Annotated in this window: 15 protein-coding genes; 6 read left to right on the top strand and 9 right to left on the bottom strand. The window is 69.5% G+C overall.

All coding sequences use genetic code 11. The features are described from left to right. Positions 1 to 3 precede the first annotated feature (3 nt). Complete coding sequence (locus ACFVAV_RS05590; protein WP_379030491.1) at positions 4 to 1902, bottom strand: hypothetical protein; 1899 nt, start codon at positions 1900 to 1902, stop codon at positions 4 to 6. 279 nt (positions 1903 to 2181) lie between these two features. Between ACFVAV_RS05590 and ACFVAV_RS05585 the strand changes: the two genes are divergently transcribed. The 3 genes from ACFVAV_RS05585 to ACFVAV_RS05575 are packed head-to-tail and all read left to right on the top strand — an operon-like array spanning position 2182 to position 4558. Then, positions 2182 to 2559: a hypothetical protein gene (locus tag ACFVAV_RS05585; protein WP_379030488.1), complete on the top strand. Its 378-nt coding sequence runs from the start codon at positions 2182 to 2184 to the stop codon at positions 2557 to 2559. Between the two features lie 35 nt (positions 2560 to 2594). Further along, complete coding sequence (locus ACFVAV_RS05580; protein WP_379030485.1) at positions 2595 to 3287, top strand: response regulator transcription factor; 693 nt, start codon at positions 2595 to 2597, stop codon at positions 3285 to 3287. After that, on the top strand, positions 3284 to 4558 hold the full coding sequence (locus ACFVAV_RS05575) for a sensor histidine kinase (RefSeq protein WP_379030482.1): 1275 nt from the start codon (positions 3284 to 3286) through the stop codon (positions 4556 to 4558). The genes ACFVAV_RS05580 and ACFVAV_RS05575 overlap by 4 nt, the downstream gene beginning before the upstream one ends. Before the next feature lie 3 nt (positions 4559 to 4561). On the opposite strand, the gene lepA is transcribed toward ACFVAV_RS05575, so the two are convergent. Beyond that, positions 4562 to 6409: a translation elongation factor 4 gene (gene lepA / locus ACFVAV_RS05570; RefSeq protein WP_379030479.1), complete on the bottom strand. Its 1848-nt coding sequence runs from the start codon at positions 6407 to 6409 to the stop codon at positions 4562 to 4564. A 105-nt stretch (positions 6410 to 6514) separates the two neighbouring features. Between lepA and ACFVAV_RS05565 the strand changes: the two genes are divergently transcribed. Then, a complete protein-coding gene (locus ACFVAV_RS05565) occupies positions 6515 to 7066 on the top strand; it encodes a type II toxin-antitoxin system PemK/MazF family toxin (RefSeq protein ID WP_379030476.1) in 552 nt (183 codons plus the stop codon). 17 nt (positions 7067 to 7083) lie between these two features. Here ACFVAV_RS05565 and ACFVAV_RS05560 read toward each other — a convergent pair whose 3' ends face one another. From ACFVAV_RS05560 to ACFVAV_RS05545, 4 genes are all read right to left on the bottom strand, one after another. Further along, on the bottom strand, positions 7084 to 7857 hold the full coding sequence (locus ACFVAV_RS05560) for an aquaporin (protein ID WP_379030470.1): 774 nt from the start codon (positions 7855 to 7857) through the stop codon (positions 7084 to 7086). A gap of 66 nt (positions 7858 to 7923) precedes the next feature. Next, positions 7924 to 8766: a transglutaminase domain-containing protein gene (locus tag ACFVAV_RS05555; protein WP_379030467.1), complete on the bottom strand. Its 843-nt coding sequence runs from the start codon at positions 8764 to 8766 to the stop codon at positions 7924 to 7926. A gap of 76 nt (positions 8767 to 8842) precedes the next feature. Next, entirely contained in the window at positions 8843 to 9820 is a 978-nt protein-coding gene (locus ACFVAV_RS05550) for an alpha-E domain-containing protein (RefSeq protein WP_379030465.1), read from the bottom strand. Positions 9821 to 9825: 5 nt separating this feature from the next. Further along, positions 9826 to 11361 (bottom strand): circularly permuted type 2 ATP-grasp protein, encoded by a 1536-nt coding sequence (locus tag ACFVAV_RS05545; protein ID WP_379031783.1) that lies wholly within the window; start codon positions 11359 to 11361, stop codon positions 9826 to 9828. 397 nt (positions 11362 to 11758) lie between these two features. On the opposite strand from ACFVAV_RS05545, the gene rpsT reads away from it, so the two are divergent. After that, positions 11759 to 12019, top strand: coding sequence for a 30S ribosomal protein S20 (gene rpsT / locus ACFVAV_RS05540; RefSeq protein ID WP_379030462.1), 261 nt, complete (start codon positions 11759 to 11761; stop codon positions 12017 to 12019). Positions 12020 to 12119: 100 nt separating this feature from the next. Continuing rightward, positions 12120 to 12365 carry a hypothetical protein gene (locus tag ACFVAV_RS05535; RefSeq protein ID WP_379030459.1) on the top strand — a complete coding sequence of 82 codons (246 nt, stop codon included), beginning with the start codon at positions 12120 to 12122 and terminating at the stop codon, positions 12363 to 12365. Between the two features lie 6 nt (positions 12366 to 12371). Here the strand turns inward: ACFVAV_RS05535 and ACFVAV_RS05530 are convergent, their stop codons facing one another. From ACFVAV_RS05530 to ACFVAV_RS05520, 3 genes are all read right to left on the bottom strand, one after another. Beyond that, the gene (locus tag ACFVAV_RS05530) at positions 12372 to 13568 is read right to left on the bottom strand and encodes an LCP family protein (protein WP_379030456.1); all 1197 of its coding nucleotides are present in this window, start codon (positions 13566 to 13568) and stop codon (positions 12372 to 12374) included. 203 nt (positions 13569 to 13771) lie between these two features. Continuing rightward, positions 13772 to 14743: a DNA polymerase III subunit delta gene (gene holA, locus ACFVAV_RS05525; protein ID WP_378848286.1), complete on the bottom strand. Its 972-nt coding sequence runs from the start codon at positions 14741 to 14743 to the stop codon at positions 13772 to 13774. 124 nt (positions 14744 to 14867) lie between these two features. Next, on the bottom strand, positions 14868 to 17339 hold the full coding sequence (locus tag ACFVAV_RS05520; protein ID WP_379030453.1) for a ComEC/Rec2 family competence protein: 2472 nt from the start codon (positions 17337 to 17339) through the stop codon (positions 14868 to 14870). Positions 17340 to 17362 lie beyond the last annotated feature (23 nt).

Raw genomic sequence — 17362 nt, 5'->3', positions numbered from 1 at the left:
TCGTCAGATGACGAAGTCATACCCATGGTGTTCGACGGGAAACACGGCACCCGAAAGATCGGCGCCGCCCACCCCGGAATCGAACAGTCCGGCCGACACGCCATGGTAGCTGTCCGGCTGATGATCGAACTCGGCGGCGATCGGCTTGGTGTCGATCACCGGCGGCTTCACCGGAGCCACGGTCGGCTGCACGGTCACCACCGGCGGCGGGGTGACGACACTCGGCGGATCGATGTCGACGGTCGGCTGCTTGGTCGGCATCGTCGGCTGCTGGGTCGGCGCGGTCGGCTGCTGGGTGGGCACCGTCGCGGTCGGCTGCGAGGCGGTGGGGTCGGGCACGTCGACGGTCGGCGTGCTCGGGTTGGTCGAGGGCGCCGTGACGCCGCCGGTGGTGCCCGGCGTGGTGCCGATGCCGTCGTCCGGGACGGTCGGCTTGGTGCCACCGGTCCCCGCCGTCGGCGGCACGGTGACCTGGGGCTGCTTGGTGATCTCCGGCATCGTGGGTGCCGTCGTCGGCTTGGGCAGATCGGGCAGCTTCACCGTCGTCGGGGTGTCGAGGTCGACCGTCGGCTGCTTGGACGGCACCGTCACCGGGACCGTCGACGGGGTGCTGCCACCGGTGACATCCGGCACCACAACGGGTTTGGTGGGCGCGAACAGCGCGGGCACCGAGGCGGCGGGCGCGGTCAGCGGCGACGCGGCGCCCGCACCGCCGAAGACGTTGGCGATCGGAGTCGACGCGGCATCGGGCTGGATGGTCGTCTGCAGCGGCGTGCTGACCACCGGGCTGGTGGCGACCGGCGCGGGTGCGGCGGGCGCGACCGGAGCCGGGGCGGGCGCGATCGGCGCGGGTGCGGGCGCGGGAGCCGGTGCACTCACGGGGGTGTGGGCCAGCGGGGCCGCCGGGGCGGGCGCGGGTGCCACGCCCGACGGCGCGGTGGTCGTGCCGGGCAGGCCGACACCGGAGGACGAGGAACCGGGCAGGGTGGGTCCGGTGGGCGAGGTCATGCCGCCGCCCGTGGCGCCGCCGGTGGTGTCGCCGGGGACCTTCAGGCCGTCGCCGAGCCACTTGCCGTAGTCGTCGAGCTGATCGCCGACCTGGCCGACCTGACCGGTGACCTTCATCTGCGAGGTGAACCACACACCGTCGAGGCCGACGTGCGCGTCGACCTGCCATTCGGTGTTCACCATGGCGCCGAAACCGTCGAACATGTCGCCGATGCCGTCGAACGGTCCGTCGGCGGGCAGCGATCCGGCCGGGCCTGCCGCGCCGGGCAGGCCGATGCCGTCGAAGCCGGGGATACCGACACCGTTGCCGGGCAGGCCGTCGAAGCCGGGGATGCCGATGCCATGGCCGGGCAGGCCGAAGCCGGGCGAGGTCGGCAGGCCGAACTGGTTGTCCTCGTCGTCGCCGAAGCCGAGGCCAGGGCTGGACGGTGCGGGCGCGTAGCCAGGGAGGCCGAAGCCGGAGGAGTTGTCGCCTGCACCGGGGATGCGGATGTCGTTGTCGCCCTCGGAGCCGGGAATCTCAGGGCGCCACTCGGATTCGGTGGATCGCGCGACCATCGAGACGTCGGGCCCGGCAGGCGGGTGCGCGGCGAACGGGGTGTGCGGCGCCACGGGCGCGGGCGCGGGCAGATCCGCGAGGTCGGGGAAGGTCATCACCGGGCTCGGCGCGTCCGGGCTGGGATCGGAAGAGACCTGCGAAGACCAGCCGGCGTAGCGGCTGTCGGCATTGCTGTCGGCGTTGCTGGTGTCGGTGCCGTTCGCGGCGACCAGGGCGCCACCGGTGACGTAGGCGCCTGCTCGGGCTACCCGGGCGACGCCGTTGGCGACGCGGTAGGCGGTATCGGCCCCTTCTGCGCGCACGGCGCCGTCATCGAAACCCTGATCACGCGTCATCAATGCTCCAACACTCGCATCACTGTCAGCCCCCCACCACGGTCGAGGCGAAGTGAAGATCATCCAACACTATTACCGGAACACCGAACTGTCGTTTCGACCAGAACGGTTGGTACCACCTTATGGCGAGCAACGTATTTCGGCGACCCAGTGGAATCGGGGGGTCACGATCCCAAGAGAACTCTAACGATTGCTCAACGGAGCGTGAAGATCGGCTGCTTAGCGTCGGTTTCGCCGGTCGAGCCGATCGGCCGAACCCCCACCGGAGGAGTCCCGACCATGACCGTCATCACCCCACGCCGCCGTGCCCGCGCCGTCGCCCTCGTCGGCGGCTTCGCGCTGCTGACCGGCACCATCGCGGGCGTCGCCGGCGCCGCGACCGCCGATCCCGCCGTGACCAGGGAGATCGGGCCCGAGCAGACGCTGATCATCTGCTCCGCGCCCGGCGCACCCGCCCTGCCGCTGCTGCCGAACGGGGCAGCGCCGGGACCGCGCATCCACCTCGAGCACTTCGAGGGCGAGCCCGCCACACCGCTGCCCGCACTGCCCGCGCGGCCGGGCGAACCGAACGTCGAGATGCCGGGCGACTGCCGGCACGCCGTCCCCGGCGATGCTCCGGGCGGCGTCGTGGTGATCCGCCCGCCGCATGTGCGCTGACCAGCAGAAACAATGGATCGCACTAGGGTGGGCAGATGACCGGACAGCAGATCTTGGTCGTCGACGACGAGGTCAGGGTGCTGGCGTCGCTGCGCCGTGGCCTCGAACTCTCGGGCTTCGACGTCGTCACCGCCGGTGACGGCGCGCGAGCGCTCACCCTGGTGCGCTCCGCCGCACCCGACGCCATGGTCCTCGACGTGAACATGCCCGAACTCGACGGCGTCGGCGTGGTCACCGCCCTGCGGGCGATGGGCAACGACATCCCCATCTGCGTGCTCAGTGCCCGTAGCGCGGTGAGCGATCGGATCGCGGCGCTCGAGCGCGGCGCCGACGACTACCTCACCAAGCCGTTCGACCTGGGCGAGCTGGTCGCCCGGCTGCGCGCGCTGCTGCGGCGCAGTGCCGCAACCGCTGTGCCGCAGGGCAAGACGGTGCGGGTGGGCGAGGTGGTGATCGATCTGGCAGGCCACCGGGTGCACGCGGGCGGGCAGCAGGTCGAGCTCACCAAACGCGAGTTCGAGCTGCTGGCGATGCTCGCCGACAACGTCGGCATCGTGCTCGGGCGCGAGCAGATCCTGTCCGCCGTCTGGGGTTACGACTTCGCCACCGATACGAACGTGGTCGACGTGTTCGTCTCGTATCTGCGGCGCAAGCTCGAGACCGACGGCGTCGCGCGGGTCGTGCACACGGTGCGCGGCGTCGGATTCGTCCTGCGCGAGCGCCCGTGAGGACCGGGTCGTGGTCGCTGCGGATGCGGGTGGCCGTGGTGTCGGCGGTGGTGGCCGCGCTGGTGGCGATCACCCTCGGGCTCACCTACGCGGCGCTGTTGAAGGTGGCGGGCACCCGGCAGCTGGATCAGACGGTGTCGACGATGCACGTCCAGGTCGCCGAGCGGCTCGACGGTGTTCCCGCCCTGCCGATTCCGGTGCCGACGGACGTGCGCCCGTTCCCCGATGCCACCGCGCTGCCCGGCCCGCCGATGGTCGTGGCGCCCGGCACGCCGCCCGACCCCGCGCTGGCTCAGGTGCAGGGCGCGCCCGGTCTGCTGGTCCGGCTGAATCCCGATCGCGAACTGGTCGACGCCGCGATCACCCGCAGCCAGCTGATCGGCCTCGGCATCGGTGTCGCCGGTGTGCTCGTGGCCGCCGGATTGGGTTGGGTGCTGGCCGGTTTCGCCGCGCGACCGTTGCGCAGGCTGGCCACCGCCACCCACGAGATCGACACCCTGGACGAACTGCCACCGCTGTCCGGTCGCGGCGCCAGGGAAGCCGAGGAACTCTCCGACGCGATCACCCGGATGCTGGCGCGGCTCGAGACCGCGCACGGCGAGACCAGGCAGGCGCTGGCAGGCGCCCGCGATTTCGCCGCGGTCTGCGCGCACGAACTGCGCACCCCGCTCACGGCGATGCGTACCGACCTGCAGGTCCTCGCCGGTGACGAACTACCCGCCGACCAGCGCGGCGCCGTTCTCGCCGACGTGCTGGCCGCCGAACGCCAGATCGAGCGCACGCTCACCGATCTCGAACGTCTCGCCGTCGGCGAGCTGACCGACGCGGACGCGTTCGAACCGTTCGAACTGTGCGAAACCCTCGATCGCGCCGTGCAGAACGCCCGGCGCGCGCAACCCGGCGTCGACATCACGCTGACCGCCTGCGAACCGGTCCCGCTGACCGGCCTGCCCGGCGGCATCATGCTGATCGTCACCAATGCGGTCGCCAACGCGGTCGCGCACGGGAACGCCACCGAGATCGCGGTGGCGGCAAGCACGGGCGCCGACGGGATCGAGATCACCATCGACGACAACGGCGCGGGGATACCGGAACACCTGTCCCGCACCGCCTTCGACCGCTTCGCCAAGCGCCCCGGCTCCCCCGGTTCGGGTCTGGGCCTGGCCCTGGTCCGGCAACAGGCCGAATTACACGGCGGCACCGCCGAACTCACCCACAGCCCGCTCGGCGGGACGCGCCTGCTGGTGCGCGTCACCGCCGAGCCGGGGTGAGGGTTACTTGCCCTTGGGCTTGTCCGAGGCCGCGTCCGAGGACAGCGCGGCCACGAAGGCCTCCTGCGGCACGTCGACCCGGCCGATGGTCTTCATGCGCTTCTTGCCTTCCTTCTGCTTCTCGAGCAGCTTGCGCTTACGGCTGATGTCACCGCCGTAGCACTTGGCGAGCACGTCCTTGCGGATCGCGCGGATGTTCTCGCGCGCGATGATCCGCGAGCCGATCGCGGCCTGGATGGGCACCTCGAACTGCTGACGCGGGATGAGTTCGCGCAGCTTGGTGGTCATCTTGTTGCCGTAGGCCTGAGCGGCGTCCTTGTGCACGATGGCGCTGAACGCGTCGACAGCCTCGCCTTGCAGCAGGATGTCGACCTTCACCAGATCCGACGACTGCTCGCCCGACTCCTCGTAATCGAGGGACGCGTAACCGCGAGTACGCGACTTGAGCGAGTCGAAGAAGTCGAAGATGATCTCGGCCATCGGCAGCGTGTAGCGCATTTCCACGCGCGTCTCCGACAGGTAGTCCATGCCGAGCAGCTCGCCGCGGCGGCTCTGGCACAGCTCCATGATGGTGCCGACGAACTCGCTCGGTGCGATCACGGTGCACTTGGTGACCGGCTCGAACGTATTGCGCACCTTGCCCTCGGGCCAGTACGACGGGTTGGTGACGATGTGCTCGGTGCTGTCTTCCATCTCGACCCGGTAGATCACGTTGGGCGCGGTGGAGATCAGGTCGAGGCCGAACTCGCGCTGCAGGCGCTCGCGGGTGATCTCCATGTGCAGCAGACCGAGGAAGCCGCAGCGGAAACCGAAGCCCAGCGCCACCGAGGTCTCCGGCACGTAGGTCAGCGCCGCGTCGTTGAGCTGCAGCTTGTCCAGCGCATCACGCAGATCCGGGTAGTCGGAGCCGTCGACCGGGTACAGGCCCGAGTAGACCATCGGGCGCGGTTCCTGGTAGCCGGCCAGTGCCGAGGCGGCGCCGTCGCGCGCGGTGGTCACGGTGTCACCGACTTTGGACTGACGCACGTCCTTCACACCGGTGATCAGGTAACCCACCTCGCCGACACCGAGGCCCTGGGTCGCCTTGGGCTCGGGCGAGACGATGCCGATCTCGAGCAGCTCGTGCTGCGCGCCGGTGGACATCATCTTGATCTTCTGGCGCGGGGTGAGCTTGCCGTCGACCACACGCACGTAGGTCACCACGCCGCGGTAGGTGTCGTAGACCGAGTCGAAGATCAGCGCGCGGGCCGGGGCGTCGGCGTCACCGACCGGTGGCGGCACCTCGGCGATCACCTTGTTCAGCAGCTCGGCCACACCGACGCCGGTCTTGCCCGACACCCGCAGCACGTCGTCGGGCTCGCACCCCACGATGTGGGCGATCTCGGCGGCGTAGCGGTCCGGGTCGGCGGCGGGCAGGTCGATCTTGTTGAGCACCGGGATGATCGTCAGATCCTTCTCCAGCGCCAGGTACAGATTCGCCAGCGTCTGCGCCTCGATGCCCTGGGCGGCGTCGACCAGCAGGATCGCGCCCTCACAGGCCTCGAGCGCGCGCGACACCTCGTAGGTGAAGTCGACGTGGCCCGGGGTGTCGATCATGTGCAGGACATAGTCCTCGCCGTCGACCTGCCACGGCAGGCGCACGTTCTGCGCCTTGATCGTGATGCCGCGCTCACGCTCGATGTCCATCCGGTCGAGGTACTGGGCGCGCATCGCCCGCTCCTCGACCACACCGGTGAGCTGCAGCATCCGATCGGCCAGGGTCGACTTGCCGTGGTCGATGTGCGCGATGATGCAGAAGTTCCGGATCCGGGACGGATCGGTGAACGTCGTATCGGCAAAACTGGAAGCCACTCCACTCCTCGAGGGGTATCGGCGAACTGGGTCTATCGTCCCATGCGCCGAATCTCGCCCCTGTCACCGGTGCACCGAAGCGCGAGTCACCGTTATATTTCAGGGATGGCCAGCAGTTGGAACACACTCGGCAAGCAACTCGGCGTCATCGCCAAGGAGCAGGGGCCGAAGATCGTGCGCAAACAGGGCCCGCGGCTGCTCGAGAAGCTGATGGGGGCGCTGGCGAGCAAGCCGGGACCCGCCGTCGCGGTGCGCCCGACCGCATCCACTCCGGTACCCACCGCCCACCGCGCCCGGCAGATCGTCTACTGCCCGCAGCTCGACGGGCGCGCCGATCCGGGTGAGATCGTGTGGACCTGGGTGCCCTACGAGGAGGACCCCACGAACGGCAAGGACCGGCCGGTGCTGGTCGTCGGGCGCGATCGCAAGACCCTGCTCGGGCTGATGCTGTCGTCCAAAGCCGAACGCGCGCACGACCGCAACTGGGTCGGGATCGGCTCCGGCCCGTGGGACCACGACGGACGCCCCAGCTGGGTGCGGTTGGACCGGGTGCTCGACGTGCCCGAGGACGGTATCCGCCGGGAGGGCGCGATCGTCGAGCGCAAGACCTTCGACCTGGTCGCACACCGGCTGGTCGCCGAATACAGCTGGAGCTGAATCCGACACGGCTCGAGCTAGCTCAGCACGTCCCTGGACCGCCCGAAGATCAAGCCGTAGATCAGCGCGCCCAGCGCGCCACCGGCCAGCGGGAACACGACGAACGCCCACACCTGGCCCATCGCCCCGTCCTGATAGGGCGCCACGGCCAGACTGCGCACCGGGTTCACCGAGGTGTTGTCGATCGGCAGCGAGACCAGATAGATCACCGTGAGCGTGACACCGATCGACAGACCGGCCAGCGGGACATCGGAGATCTGGTCGGTGGAGGCCAGCACCACGAACACCAGCAGCGCGGTCAGCATCACCTCGATGATGATGGTCGCCGCGAGGCCGTAGCCGTTCTGGACGACGACCTCACCGAGCGGACCGCGGACCGCCGAGGGGCTGTGCGGGCCCCAGCCGTTGGCGCCGAGCCCGTCGACCGAGCGGTCGTAGGCGGGCAGGTTCTTGGCCAGGGCGAACAGCACGAGCCCGGCCAGGAAGCCGCCGATCAACTGGGCGATCACATACCCGGCGGCGCCGACGGCCGAGATCCGGCCGAGCAGCAGCTGTCCGAGCGTGACCGCCGGGTTGACGTGGCATCCCGAGATGGGCCCGATCGCGTAGACCAGGAACATCAGCGACAGGCCGAACGCGAAGGCGACGCCGAGTGAACCGACCCGGTCGCCGGCCAGCACCAGGGTGCCGACACCGCAGATCACCAGGATGAAGGTGCCGAGTCCTTCGGCGGCCCACTTCTTCGGCTCGGATACGACCTCGGGTTCGACGAGTTCCTGTGCAGTGGGCATCGGCCACCACCTCTCCGGGAGGAATCATCCCCGCGGCGAGCGGGGTCCGCACGAGCGAAGTGGACATTACGCCAGGCGGGTGACCTCCACAACGACCTCGAGATCGGTCGAGCCGCCGCCGGAGAAAACCCCTTTCAGCGGCGGCACATCCGCGTAATCCCGTCCGACGCCGACCGATACGTGCTGCTCGTTGACGGCCAGGTTGTTGGTCGGGTCGTAGCCCCACCACTGTCCGGTCCATGCCTCCACCCAGGCATGGGACTGACCCGCCACCGTCGCGCCGATCCCGGCGCCCGGCTTGGGATGCAGATAGCCGGAGACGTACCGGCTGGGAATTCCCATGCTGCGCAACAACACCAGCGTCAGATGCGCGTAGTCCTGGCAGACACCACGCCGCTCGGCGAAGGCCTCCACCGCCGAGGTGTGCACCGAGGTCGTGCCCGCGATGTAGTCCATCTCCTTGTGCACCCACTCGGCGGCGCGCACCACCGCCTTGGCGGGTTCCTCCCCGCGGGAGAGCTGGCGGGCGACGGTCGCGAGCTTGCGGTCACGCGGCACATAGGCGGTGGGACTGAGCATTTCGTCGAAGCGATCGACGATCCGCCCGCCGCGCAGTTCATCCCAGGTCAGTTCCTCGGTCGGTTCGGCGAACGGCTCGGTCTCCACCACCGACGACCCGGTCACCTCCAGTTCGGTGTGCGGCGCGTGCAGATCGAACGCGGTGACCGCGGTGCCCCAGTAGTCGGTGTAGCGATACGACCTGGTGGCGGGCACGGTTTCGACGCGATTGAGGATCACGTTCTGCCTGCTGTCCGCGCGCGGGGTCAGCCTGGCCTCGTTGAACGACCGCGTCACCGGCGCGGCGTAGACATAACCGGTGGTGTGCACCACCCTGATCCGCCAGCTCACGACTCCACCTCGCTGGCGCTCGGCTCCGTCGTGCGCTGCTGCGCGCTGTGCTGTCGGTTCACTCGCTGACGCTCGTTCACAGCTCCCCCTCCACCTGCACGCGCCCGTCGGAGCTGCTGCGCACATCGGTCCAGGCCACCCACGGTGCGGCATGGAAGTACTGGCGTGACACGGCCTCGCTCACCTCGCGGCACGATTTCTGCAGCGCGAGCAGCCTGCTCTGCAAGTCCTCCAGCAGCACACCGGGCGGCAGGAATTCGAGTTCGCTGCGGGCCCGGCCGAGGACGCGCTGCGCCTCGTGCCGCGCGCCGACGCGACTGCCCGGCCGCTGGTCGAGCTCGGTCAGGCAGGCCTCGGCGACGCGCAGCGTGTGGAACACCGAGCGCGGGAAGAGCCGGTCGATCAGGATGAATTCGGCGACCCTGGCCGCGTCGAGCGCGCCGCGATGGGTGCGCAGATAGGTGTCGTGGGCGCCCGCCGAGCGCAGCACCGTCACCCAGGCGGGCGAGGAGGTCCGGTCGCCCGCGCGCGAGAGCAGTAGACGCACCATCATGTCCACCCGTTCGACGGACCGGCCCAGGAGCAGGAACCGGTAGCCGTCGTCGCGCGAGAGCGTCGAGTCGGTCAGTCCGGTGAACATCGCGGCCCGGTCCTTGATGTAGGAGAAGAACTCGTGCGGGCCGAGACCGCGCGCCGCCTTCTCCGCCGCGGCCAGCCCGTTGTAGGTGGCGTTGAGGCATTCCCACATCTCGCTGGAGGTGACTTCGCGTGCGCCACGGGCGTTTTCGCGAGCCTTGCCGATCGAGTCGCTGATCGAGACGCCGTGGTCGTGGCTGAACGCGACGAGGTCGGTGACCGACCACACGTCCAGGCGCAGTCCGTCGGGCGGTTCGATGCCGAGCACCTTCAGCAGCACGCGGGAGGTGCGGTCGGCGTCGACGGTGGCGTCTTCGAGCAGTTGGTGCACGGCGACGTCGAGGATGCGCGCGGTGTCGTCGGCGCGCTCGACGTATCGGCCGATCCAGTACAGGGATTCGGCGTTGCGAGCAAGCATGTGTGTTATTCCCCGATCAGCCGCTGCGTCTGTTGTTGTTGCTGCTGTTGCTGATTGGCCTGCGGCGCGCTGAGCTCGCGGCCGATCTCGAACGAATCGGCCTGCGGCGGATCACTCACCAGTTCCGGGCCCGCCAGCTCCCGGTCGACCGGGCCGGAGCGGCCCGCCAGCACCCAGGTGTCCTTGCTGCCGCCGCCCTGGCTCGAATTCACCACCAGCGAGCCCGCGGGCAGCGCGACCCGGGTGAGCCCGCCGGGCAGCACCCAGATGTCCTCGCCGTCGTTGACCGCGAACGGGCGCAGGTCCACGTGCCGGGGCGCCAGGTCGTTTCCGATCTTGGTCGGCACCGTGGACAGCTGCACCACCGGCTGGGCGATCCAGCCGCGGGGATCGGCCTTGATCTTGCGCTTGATCGCCTCCAGCTCGCGCGGCGTCGCGTCCGGCCCGATGACGATGCCGTAGCCGCCCGACCCCTCGACCGGCTTGACCACCAGCTCGCCGACCCGGTCGAGCACCTCCTCGCGTTCGCCGTCGAGCCAGCAGCGGAAGGTGTCGACGTTGGGCAGGATCGGCTTCTCGCCGAGGTAGTACTCGATGATCGTCGGCACGTAGGTGTAGATGAGTTTGTCGTCGCCGACCCCGTTGCCGACCGCGCTGGAGATCACCACATTGCCCGCGCGGGCGGCATTGAGGACGCCCGCGACGCCGAGCACCGAGTCCGGCCGGAAGTGCATGGGGTCGAGGAAGGTGTCGTCGATGCGCCGGTAGATCACGTCGACCTGACGCTCGCCCGCCGTCGTCCGCATGTAGACGACGTTGTCGCGGCAGAACAGATCGCGGCCCTCGACCAGTTCCACGCCCATCTGCCTGGCCAGCAGCGAATGCTCGAAATAGGCGGAGTTGTGCACACCGGGGGTGAGCACGACCACGGTCGGGTCGGCCTCGTTCGGCGCCGCGGAGGCCCGCAGCGCCCGTAGTAGGTGGGCGGGATAGTCGCCGACCGCCCGCACCCGGTGCGAGGAGAACAGATCGGGGAAGACCCTGGCCATCGTGCGCCGGTTCTCCATCACATAGGACACCCCCGACGGCGAGCGCAGGTTGTCCTCCAGCACGCGGAAGTCGCCGCGCTCGTCGCGCACCAGGTCGATCCCGGAGACGTGGATGCGCACCCCGTTCGGCGGGACCAGGCCCGCGGCCTCGCGATGGAAGTGCTCGCATGAGGTGACCAGCCGCCTGGGGATCACCTGATCGCGCAGGATGTTCTGCTCGCCGTAGACGTCGGCCAGGAACAACTCCAGCGCGGTGACCCGCTGCTTGATGCCGCGTTCGAGCTTGGCCCACTCCGCGGCCGCGATCACCCGCGGCACCAGATCCAGCGGGAACGGCCGCTCCTGCCCGGACAGCGAGAAGGTGATGCCCTGATCGATGAACGCCCGGTCCAGCGCGTCGGAGCGTTTGGCCAGATCGTCGACGTCGTTGGCCGCCATCGCGGCGTGGATGCCCTTGTACGGCGCCCGCACCCGCCCCGCCGCGTCGAACATCTCGTCGAAGGCATCGGCGAAGCGGCCCGGACCGTACCCCTCGAACAAACCGGTGTGCGGTGATACCGGATGCCCGTTCGCTCGCACCAACGCCGGTGATGCGGATCGAGCGGTACTCGGCGCTGTGGTGGAGGTCATGAGAAAAACTGTGCATCACCCGGCAGCGAGGCCGTGTGAGACACAGGTAAATTTCTTGCATCACCTGAAATGGGTGAAATCCGGTAGGGCGCACGACCGCGCGCTCGATGCCCGATTTCGCCGGGCGGTGCCGAGCTGGTAACCTCGATCTTCGGCGCGGTGTTACCCGTAGTTCAGCACCATCTGCTGCATCGTGGGCGCGCGCCCGACGAGCTTTCAAGGCATACCACCCAGCGACAGGAAACCAGAGGATACAGGCGTGGCCAACATCAAGTCCCAGATGAAGCGGATCCGTACCAACGAGGCGGCGCGCAAGCGCAACCAGTCGGTCAAGTCCGCGCTGCGCACCGCGATCCGCAACTTCCGTGAAGCTGCCGCGAGCGGTGACAAGGATAAGGCTGCCGAGCAGCTGCAGTTCGCGAGCCGCAAGCTCGACAAGGCCGCTTCCAAGGGCGTCATCCACGCCAACCAGGCGGCCAACAAGAAGTCCGCGCTCGCGCTGGCTCTGAACAAGATCTGATCGGAGCGGGCCTGGTACCCGCTCAGCAATACTTCGCAAGACGCAGCCGCCGTGGCCTCGATGACCACGGCGGCTTTTGTCGTCGGCTACCATTCCGCGCATGTTGACGGTGTACGCGAATCAGACGGTGGTACGAGGCGACGACCTGGCCGAGGTGATCCGCGCCGCGGAGATCCTGGGGATCGGTCTCAAGATCGAGAATGTGATGGTGCCCGACGAGGACGGCGGCTTCGCGGCCGCGTGGATCGTCACCAGGGAGGACGAGGTCCCGCTCTACGACGAGTGGGAGGGTCGCTACGAGGACCTCGAGGACGACGAGGAGCAGCTCGCCGTCGTCGGCGACTGATCGGGCTCAGTTCACACAGGGGATCCGTCCCGAGGTGATGTCGCTGCGGACCGGCTTGCCCGCGTCGGGTGTCCCCGACACCGGCGTGGTCGTGCTGGTCCGCCTGGCGCGCGTGGACGTTTCAGCCGGCCACGCGGCGGGCGGTTCCGTCCGCGCCACCGTGCGCCGGGTCGTCGTCGCGGTCGGGACGGCGATCCCGAACGCGGCGGCGATCTCGCGGCGGATCGCCTGCCTGTCCACGATGTTCACGTCCTGGCCGTTGATGACGTCGTAGCGCAGGACCGGCAGCGTGCGGAATTCGACCTGCGGGTTCTCCGCGGTGCCGAGGGTGCGTACGAACTCGGTCATGCTCCAGCCGTCCGACAGGACGATATTGCGGTGCGCCACCTCCATCAGCTGCCCCAGCTTGCCCGGATCGGTGAGGGTGCCCGTGCGGTGCAACTGCCGGGCCACCGAGGTGAGGAAGGCCTGCTGGCGGTGCGTCCGGTCCAGGTCGCCGTTCTCCAGACCGTGCCGCTGCCGCACGAAGGCCAGCGCCTGCGCCGGATCGAGATGCTGGCGGCCTGCCGGGAAGTCGGCGCCCGAGAACTCGAGGTCGCGCACCGGGTGATTCAGGCACACCTCCACCCCACCGAGCGCGGCGGCCAGATCGTAGAAGCCGGCGAGGGTGACCTCGGCGAACCGGTCGATCGGCACACCGGTCAGATCACGCACGGCCTTGACGATCGAGGCCCGCCCCGCCTCCCGTCCCGCCTGTTCCAGCCGCCGCTGATCGGTGACGCCCCGCGCGATCAGCTGGTCCTGCACCGCGGCCTTCTTCAACCCGTACGCCTCCTTGATCTTGGCGTGGGTGTAGCCGGGGATGCCGCTGACCGGCACGTAGTTGTCGCGCGGGATGGACACCGCGACGATCTTGTCCATCGCGGCCGGAATATGCACCAGGATCAGCGTATTGGCGTTGTACCCGCCCTCGTCCCCATCACCCGCATGCAGCTGGTCGAGCACCTCGCGCGGCAGCTCGTTGCCGTTCTGATCACGCCGGGTATCCAGCCCGATCAACAGTATGTTGAGATCCCCACCGAGCGAATGCGGCGCGTCCTCTTCGATGGCCTGCGACCGCAGAAACCCCGCATCGAAGCTGCCGGCGGTGGACCACCCGTACGCGGTGACCGCGACCACCACCGCCGACAGAGCCGCCGCCATCCCCTTGACCACGCCCCTGGCCCACCAACCCGCCGAACCCAGAGCGCGTCGACCTAGCCCGCGCTCCCCGGTCCGGTCAACCGTCGGGTCATCCATGTCATGATCAACTGTGCCAGCTCTGATAGCGCACAGACATCGCGATTCGGTCCCGATTACCCGGCGGCCCGGCGTGTCGGCTCAGCGAGCGAGAGTACCGAGCCGCCTCAGCCTGCGGCGCGGAGGTCGAGGATGCGGGAGAGGGCGTGTTCGAGGGCGTAGGTGGCGTCGGCGGCACCGCCCTTGACGTCGGCGTTGAGGGTGGCGACCACCTGGAGTGCGGTGCCGATAGTGGCAGGGTTCCAGCCGCGGGACTGGGCTTGGGCCTTCTTGACCTTCCACGGGGGCATGCCGAGTTGCTGGGCGAGTTTGAACGGGTCGCCGCGGCCCGCGGAGCCGACGCGGGCGATGGTGTGCACGGAGTCGGCGAGGGCGTCGGCCAGCAGGACGTGCGGGACGCCGCGGTCGGTGGCCCAGCGCAGGGCTTCCATCGCGGCGGGACGATCGCCCGCGACGGCGAGTTCGGCGACGTCGAAGCCGGTCACTTCGGCGCGCCCGGAATAGTAGCGGCGGACCGCGTTCACGTCGACCTTGCCGCCGGTGTCGGCAACCAATTGTGAACAGGCGGCGGCGAGTTCGCGCAGTTCGGAGCCGACGGACTCGATCAGCACCTGCACCACGTCGGCGGCCACCCGGACACCGGCCGCCCGGAACTCGCCGCGCACGAACTCCATCCGCTCGGAGGCCTTGGTGAGCTTGGCGCATTCGTGCACCACCGCGCCCTGCTTCTGGAGCGCGGGCGCCAGCGCTTTGGCACGGCCACCGCCCGAGTGCAACACCATCAGCACCACGCCGGCGGGCGGGTCGGCCGCGGCGTCGGTGATCACCGCGACCGCGTCCTTGCCCGCCTCGGCCGCCGACTCGAGCACGATCACGCGATCCTCGGCGAACAGCGACGGGCTCAGCAGTTCCGCCAGTTCGGCGGTACTCGCGTCGCCGGCCCGCAACCGGTCGACCGGCACCGATTCCGGATCGGGCGCACCCGCCCGCACCTGGCCGGTCACCTGCGCCACGGCGCGTTCGACCAGCAGCTCCTCGTCACCGAGAACCAGATGTACCGCGGCAGGGCGTTCGCTCACCAGGCGATCCTACGTTCGGGCACCGACAGGCGGATCGCCCGCGGTCCTCCGGTCGTACGGGACCGCCGCGGGGCCCCTCGGCCGGAGGTCACCGCGCCTGCGCACTGGTGCCATTCGGCGAGCCTTATGGACCTGCGCCGGTCTGGCGGCGGGAGGTCACCGTCCGCAGGTCGGCGCTGGTGCCGAGGACGATGACATCACCGTGGCGATCGGTCCGGGCGATGGTGGCGCCGAGTGTGTCCAAGGCGGCAGTGATCGTGGGGTGTGGATGGCCGAACGTGTTGTCGGTTCCGGCACTGATCAAGGCCAGGCGGGGCCGGACTGCGCGGAGGAATTCCGGTGTGGTGGTGCGGGATCCGTGATGTGGCACTTTGAGGATGTCGGCGCGGATGTCGTTGTCGCGCAGGACGCGGGACTGTGCGGCGGTCTCGATGTCGCCGGTGAACAGGATCGTGCCCACTGCGGTGTGTGCCTTCAGCACGAGGGACCGATCGTTGGCTTCGTCCAACCCCACTGAGGACGGAACCTCCCGGCTCGGTGCGAACACCGCCAATTCCACTGCCCCGAAGGTCAGCACATGCCCCGCATGGAGTTCCATCAGCGGGATTCGGGCAGACTTCGCGATCTCGACGACCCGCTCGACACCACCGGAATCGGTGCCGTGCCCAGGCGAATGTCGCTGCGCGGCGGCTGTGCCGTCAACGGTGCCGCCACGGAGTGCTCCTGTGGCCATGGCTATGGCGTCGACGGTGCCGCCGCGGATCTCGCCCGGGGCCGTTGGGATGGCGTCGACGGTGCGGCCGCGGAGTGCGCCGGACAGGCCGTCGATGTGGTCGGCGTGCGGATGGGTGAGTACCAGGAGCCGGATGTGGGTGATGCGCAGCCGGTCGAGGCAGCGGCGGATCGGGCGAGGGTCGGGGCCTGTGTCGATGACCACCGCCGCGCCGGGTCCGACCGAGAGAGCGAGCCCGTCTCCCTGGCCCACGTCGCACATGGCCAGTACCCAGCCGTCGGGCGGCCAACCGGGCTGCCAGAGCCGCACCGGGACGAGCACCACGGAGACACCCAGGGCTCCGGCAGCGAGCAGCCGACGGGTCTTCGACCAGCGCAAGGCCGCCACGATGATGACGACGATCGCCGCTGCGACCAGCCCTCCGGTCAGGCCCGACTGCACCGTGACGGTGGCGCCGGGAACCGCGGCCGTGCGGTCGGCCACCGAGAGCAACCACCACATCGGTGGGCGTGCGCACCACAGCACCCACACCGCCGCGTCGTCCCACACGCACGCGAGGACCGCGCCCACCGCCCCGATCACCGTGATGAGCCCGACCACTGGCGCGACCAGTGCGTTCGCGATGATCGCCACCAGACTCACCCGCCCGGACAGGGCGACCATGAGTGGCAGCGTCACGACGAAGGCCCCGGCGGACACCGCGACGATCTCCGCGGGCGCACGCCACCATCCGCGCGCCCGCAGCCAATCCGCCCAGCTGGGAGCGAGCAGGATCAGCCCCGCGGTGGCGAGGACCGACAACGCGAATCCCGCACTCACCGCCAATTGCGGTGCCACACCGAGCAATCCGATGACCGCGGCACCGAGCGCAGGCAGCGCCTGTTTGCGCCGACCGGTGAGCAGCGCGAGCACCGTCACCGAGCCCATGGCTGCCGCGCGCAGCACACTGGGGTCGGGACGCGCGAGGACGACGAACAGGATGACCACCCCGGCGGCTGCCGCTGCGCTGGTGCGCGGGCCTGCCGTGAGCAGCCGGGTGAGCGCCAGCAACGCAGACAGCAGGATCGTGAAATTCGCCCCGCTGACCACGCAAAGGTGTTGCAGGCCTGCGATGTCGAACGCATCGCGGACATCATCGGACAGTTCGGCGGTGTCGCCGACAACGAGTGCTGGTAGCAGGCCTGCCGCGGCGGGCGGTAGCGCTCGCCCTGATGCCTCGACGAGATCCGCCCGCACGTCGGCGGCGAGTCGCTGCCACCACGGCAGGGTGCCCACCAACTCCGGATCGGCCACCGCGTTCAGGGTCGCAACGGTCAGGTCTGCTCGATTCGGTTCGCTCACGCGGGCGCGGAACCGGATCACCTGCCCCGGCGACAGGTCCGCCCATTCGTCACCACTGGCGAGGACGACCACCGCCCCACCCGCCCGCATCGTCGACGCACCGCCGCCGAACTCCCGCAGACCGGCATGGACAATCCACCGCCGCTGCCCACCGAACCCGCCCGCACGCATCGGTTTCGCGTCGTCGGTGACAACGGCCAGCACCGTCACCGACCGCCCGAACGATTCCCGCAGCGGGTGCGACTGCACATGATGCTCACGCCACGCCCCTGCCGCCCCGAAACCCGCCGCAAGCAGCATCGTGGCCAGCCCCGCCACCGCCAGTACGCGCCACCGCTCCCGCTTGTGCGCGATCGCCCACAACAGCACGACCCACAACCCGATCGCCACCACGACAGCACCGACCGCCAGCATCAACCCCGCGAGCCACCCGACCGACACCGCGACAATCGTCGCCACCCAGCACCCGAGCGCGGCAGGCACCAGCCGCATATCGAGGACCTGCCGCTCCGACTCCGCCACCACCTCCTCTTCGCGCGGCGCCG

This window comes from Nocardia sp. NPDC057663, from assembly GCF_042799895.1.
Lineage (GTDB): Bacteria > Actinomycetota > Actinomycetes > Mycobacteriales > Mycobacteriaceae > Nocardia.
The sequence above is the reverse complement of the archived record's forward strand: the minus strand, read 5'-3'. Positions and strand labels throughout refer to the sequence as shown.

Bases quoted from the DNA above. Each gene is read 5' to 3' on its own strand.
- ACFVAV_RS05530 (WP_379030456.1), bottom strand. From the start codon at position 13,568: ATGGCGGCGGCTCTGTCGGCGGTGGTGGTCGCGGTCACCGCGTACGGG.
- ACFVAV_RS05550 (WP_379030465.1), bottom strand. From the start codon at position 9,820: ATGCTTGCTCGCAACGCCGAATCCCTGTACTGGATCGGCCGATACGTC.
- ACFVAV_RS05565 (WP_379030476.1), top strand. From the start codon at position 6,515: ATGGCCAGCAGTTGGAACACACTCGGCAAGCAACTCGGCGTCATCGCC.
- ACFVAV_RS05535 (WP_379030459.1), top strand. From the start codon at position 12,120: ATGTTGACGGTGTACGCGAATCAGACGGTGGTACGAGGCGACGACCTG.
- ACFVAV_RS05590 (WP_379030491.1), bottom strand. From the start codon at position 1,902: ATGACGCGTGATCAGGGTTTCGATGACGGCGCCGTGCGCGCAGAAGGG.
- ACFVAV_RS05560 (WP_379030470.1), bottom strand. From the start codon at position 7,857: ATGCCCACTGCACAGGAACTCGTCGAACCCGAGGTCGTATCCGAGCCG.
- ACFVAV_RS05545 (WP_379031783.1), bottom strand. From the start codon at position 11,361: ATGTTCGACGCGGCGGGGCGGGTGCGGGCGCCGTACAAGGGCATCCAC.
- ACFVAV_RS05580 (WP_379030485.1), top strand. From the start codon at position 2,595: ATGACCGGACAGCAGATCTTGGTCGTCGACGACGAGGTCAGGGTGCTG.
- ACFVAV_RS05585 (WP_379030488.1), top strand. From the start codon at position 2,182: ATGACCGTCATCACCCCACGCCGCCGTGCCCGCGCCGTCGCCCTCGTC.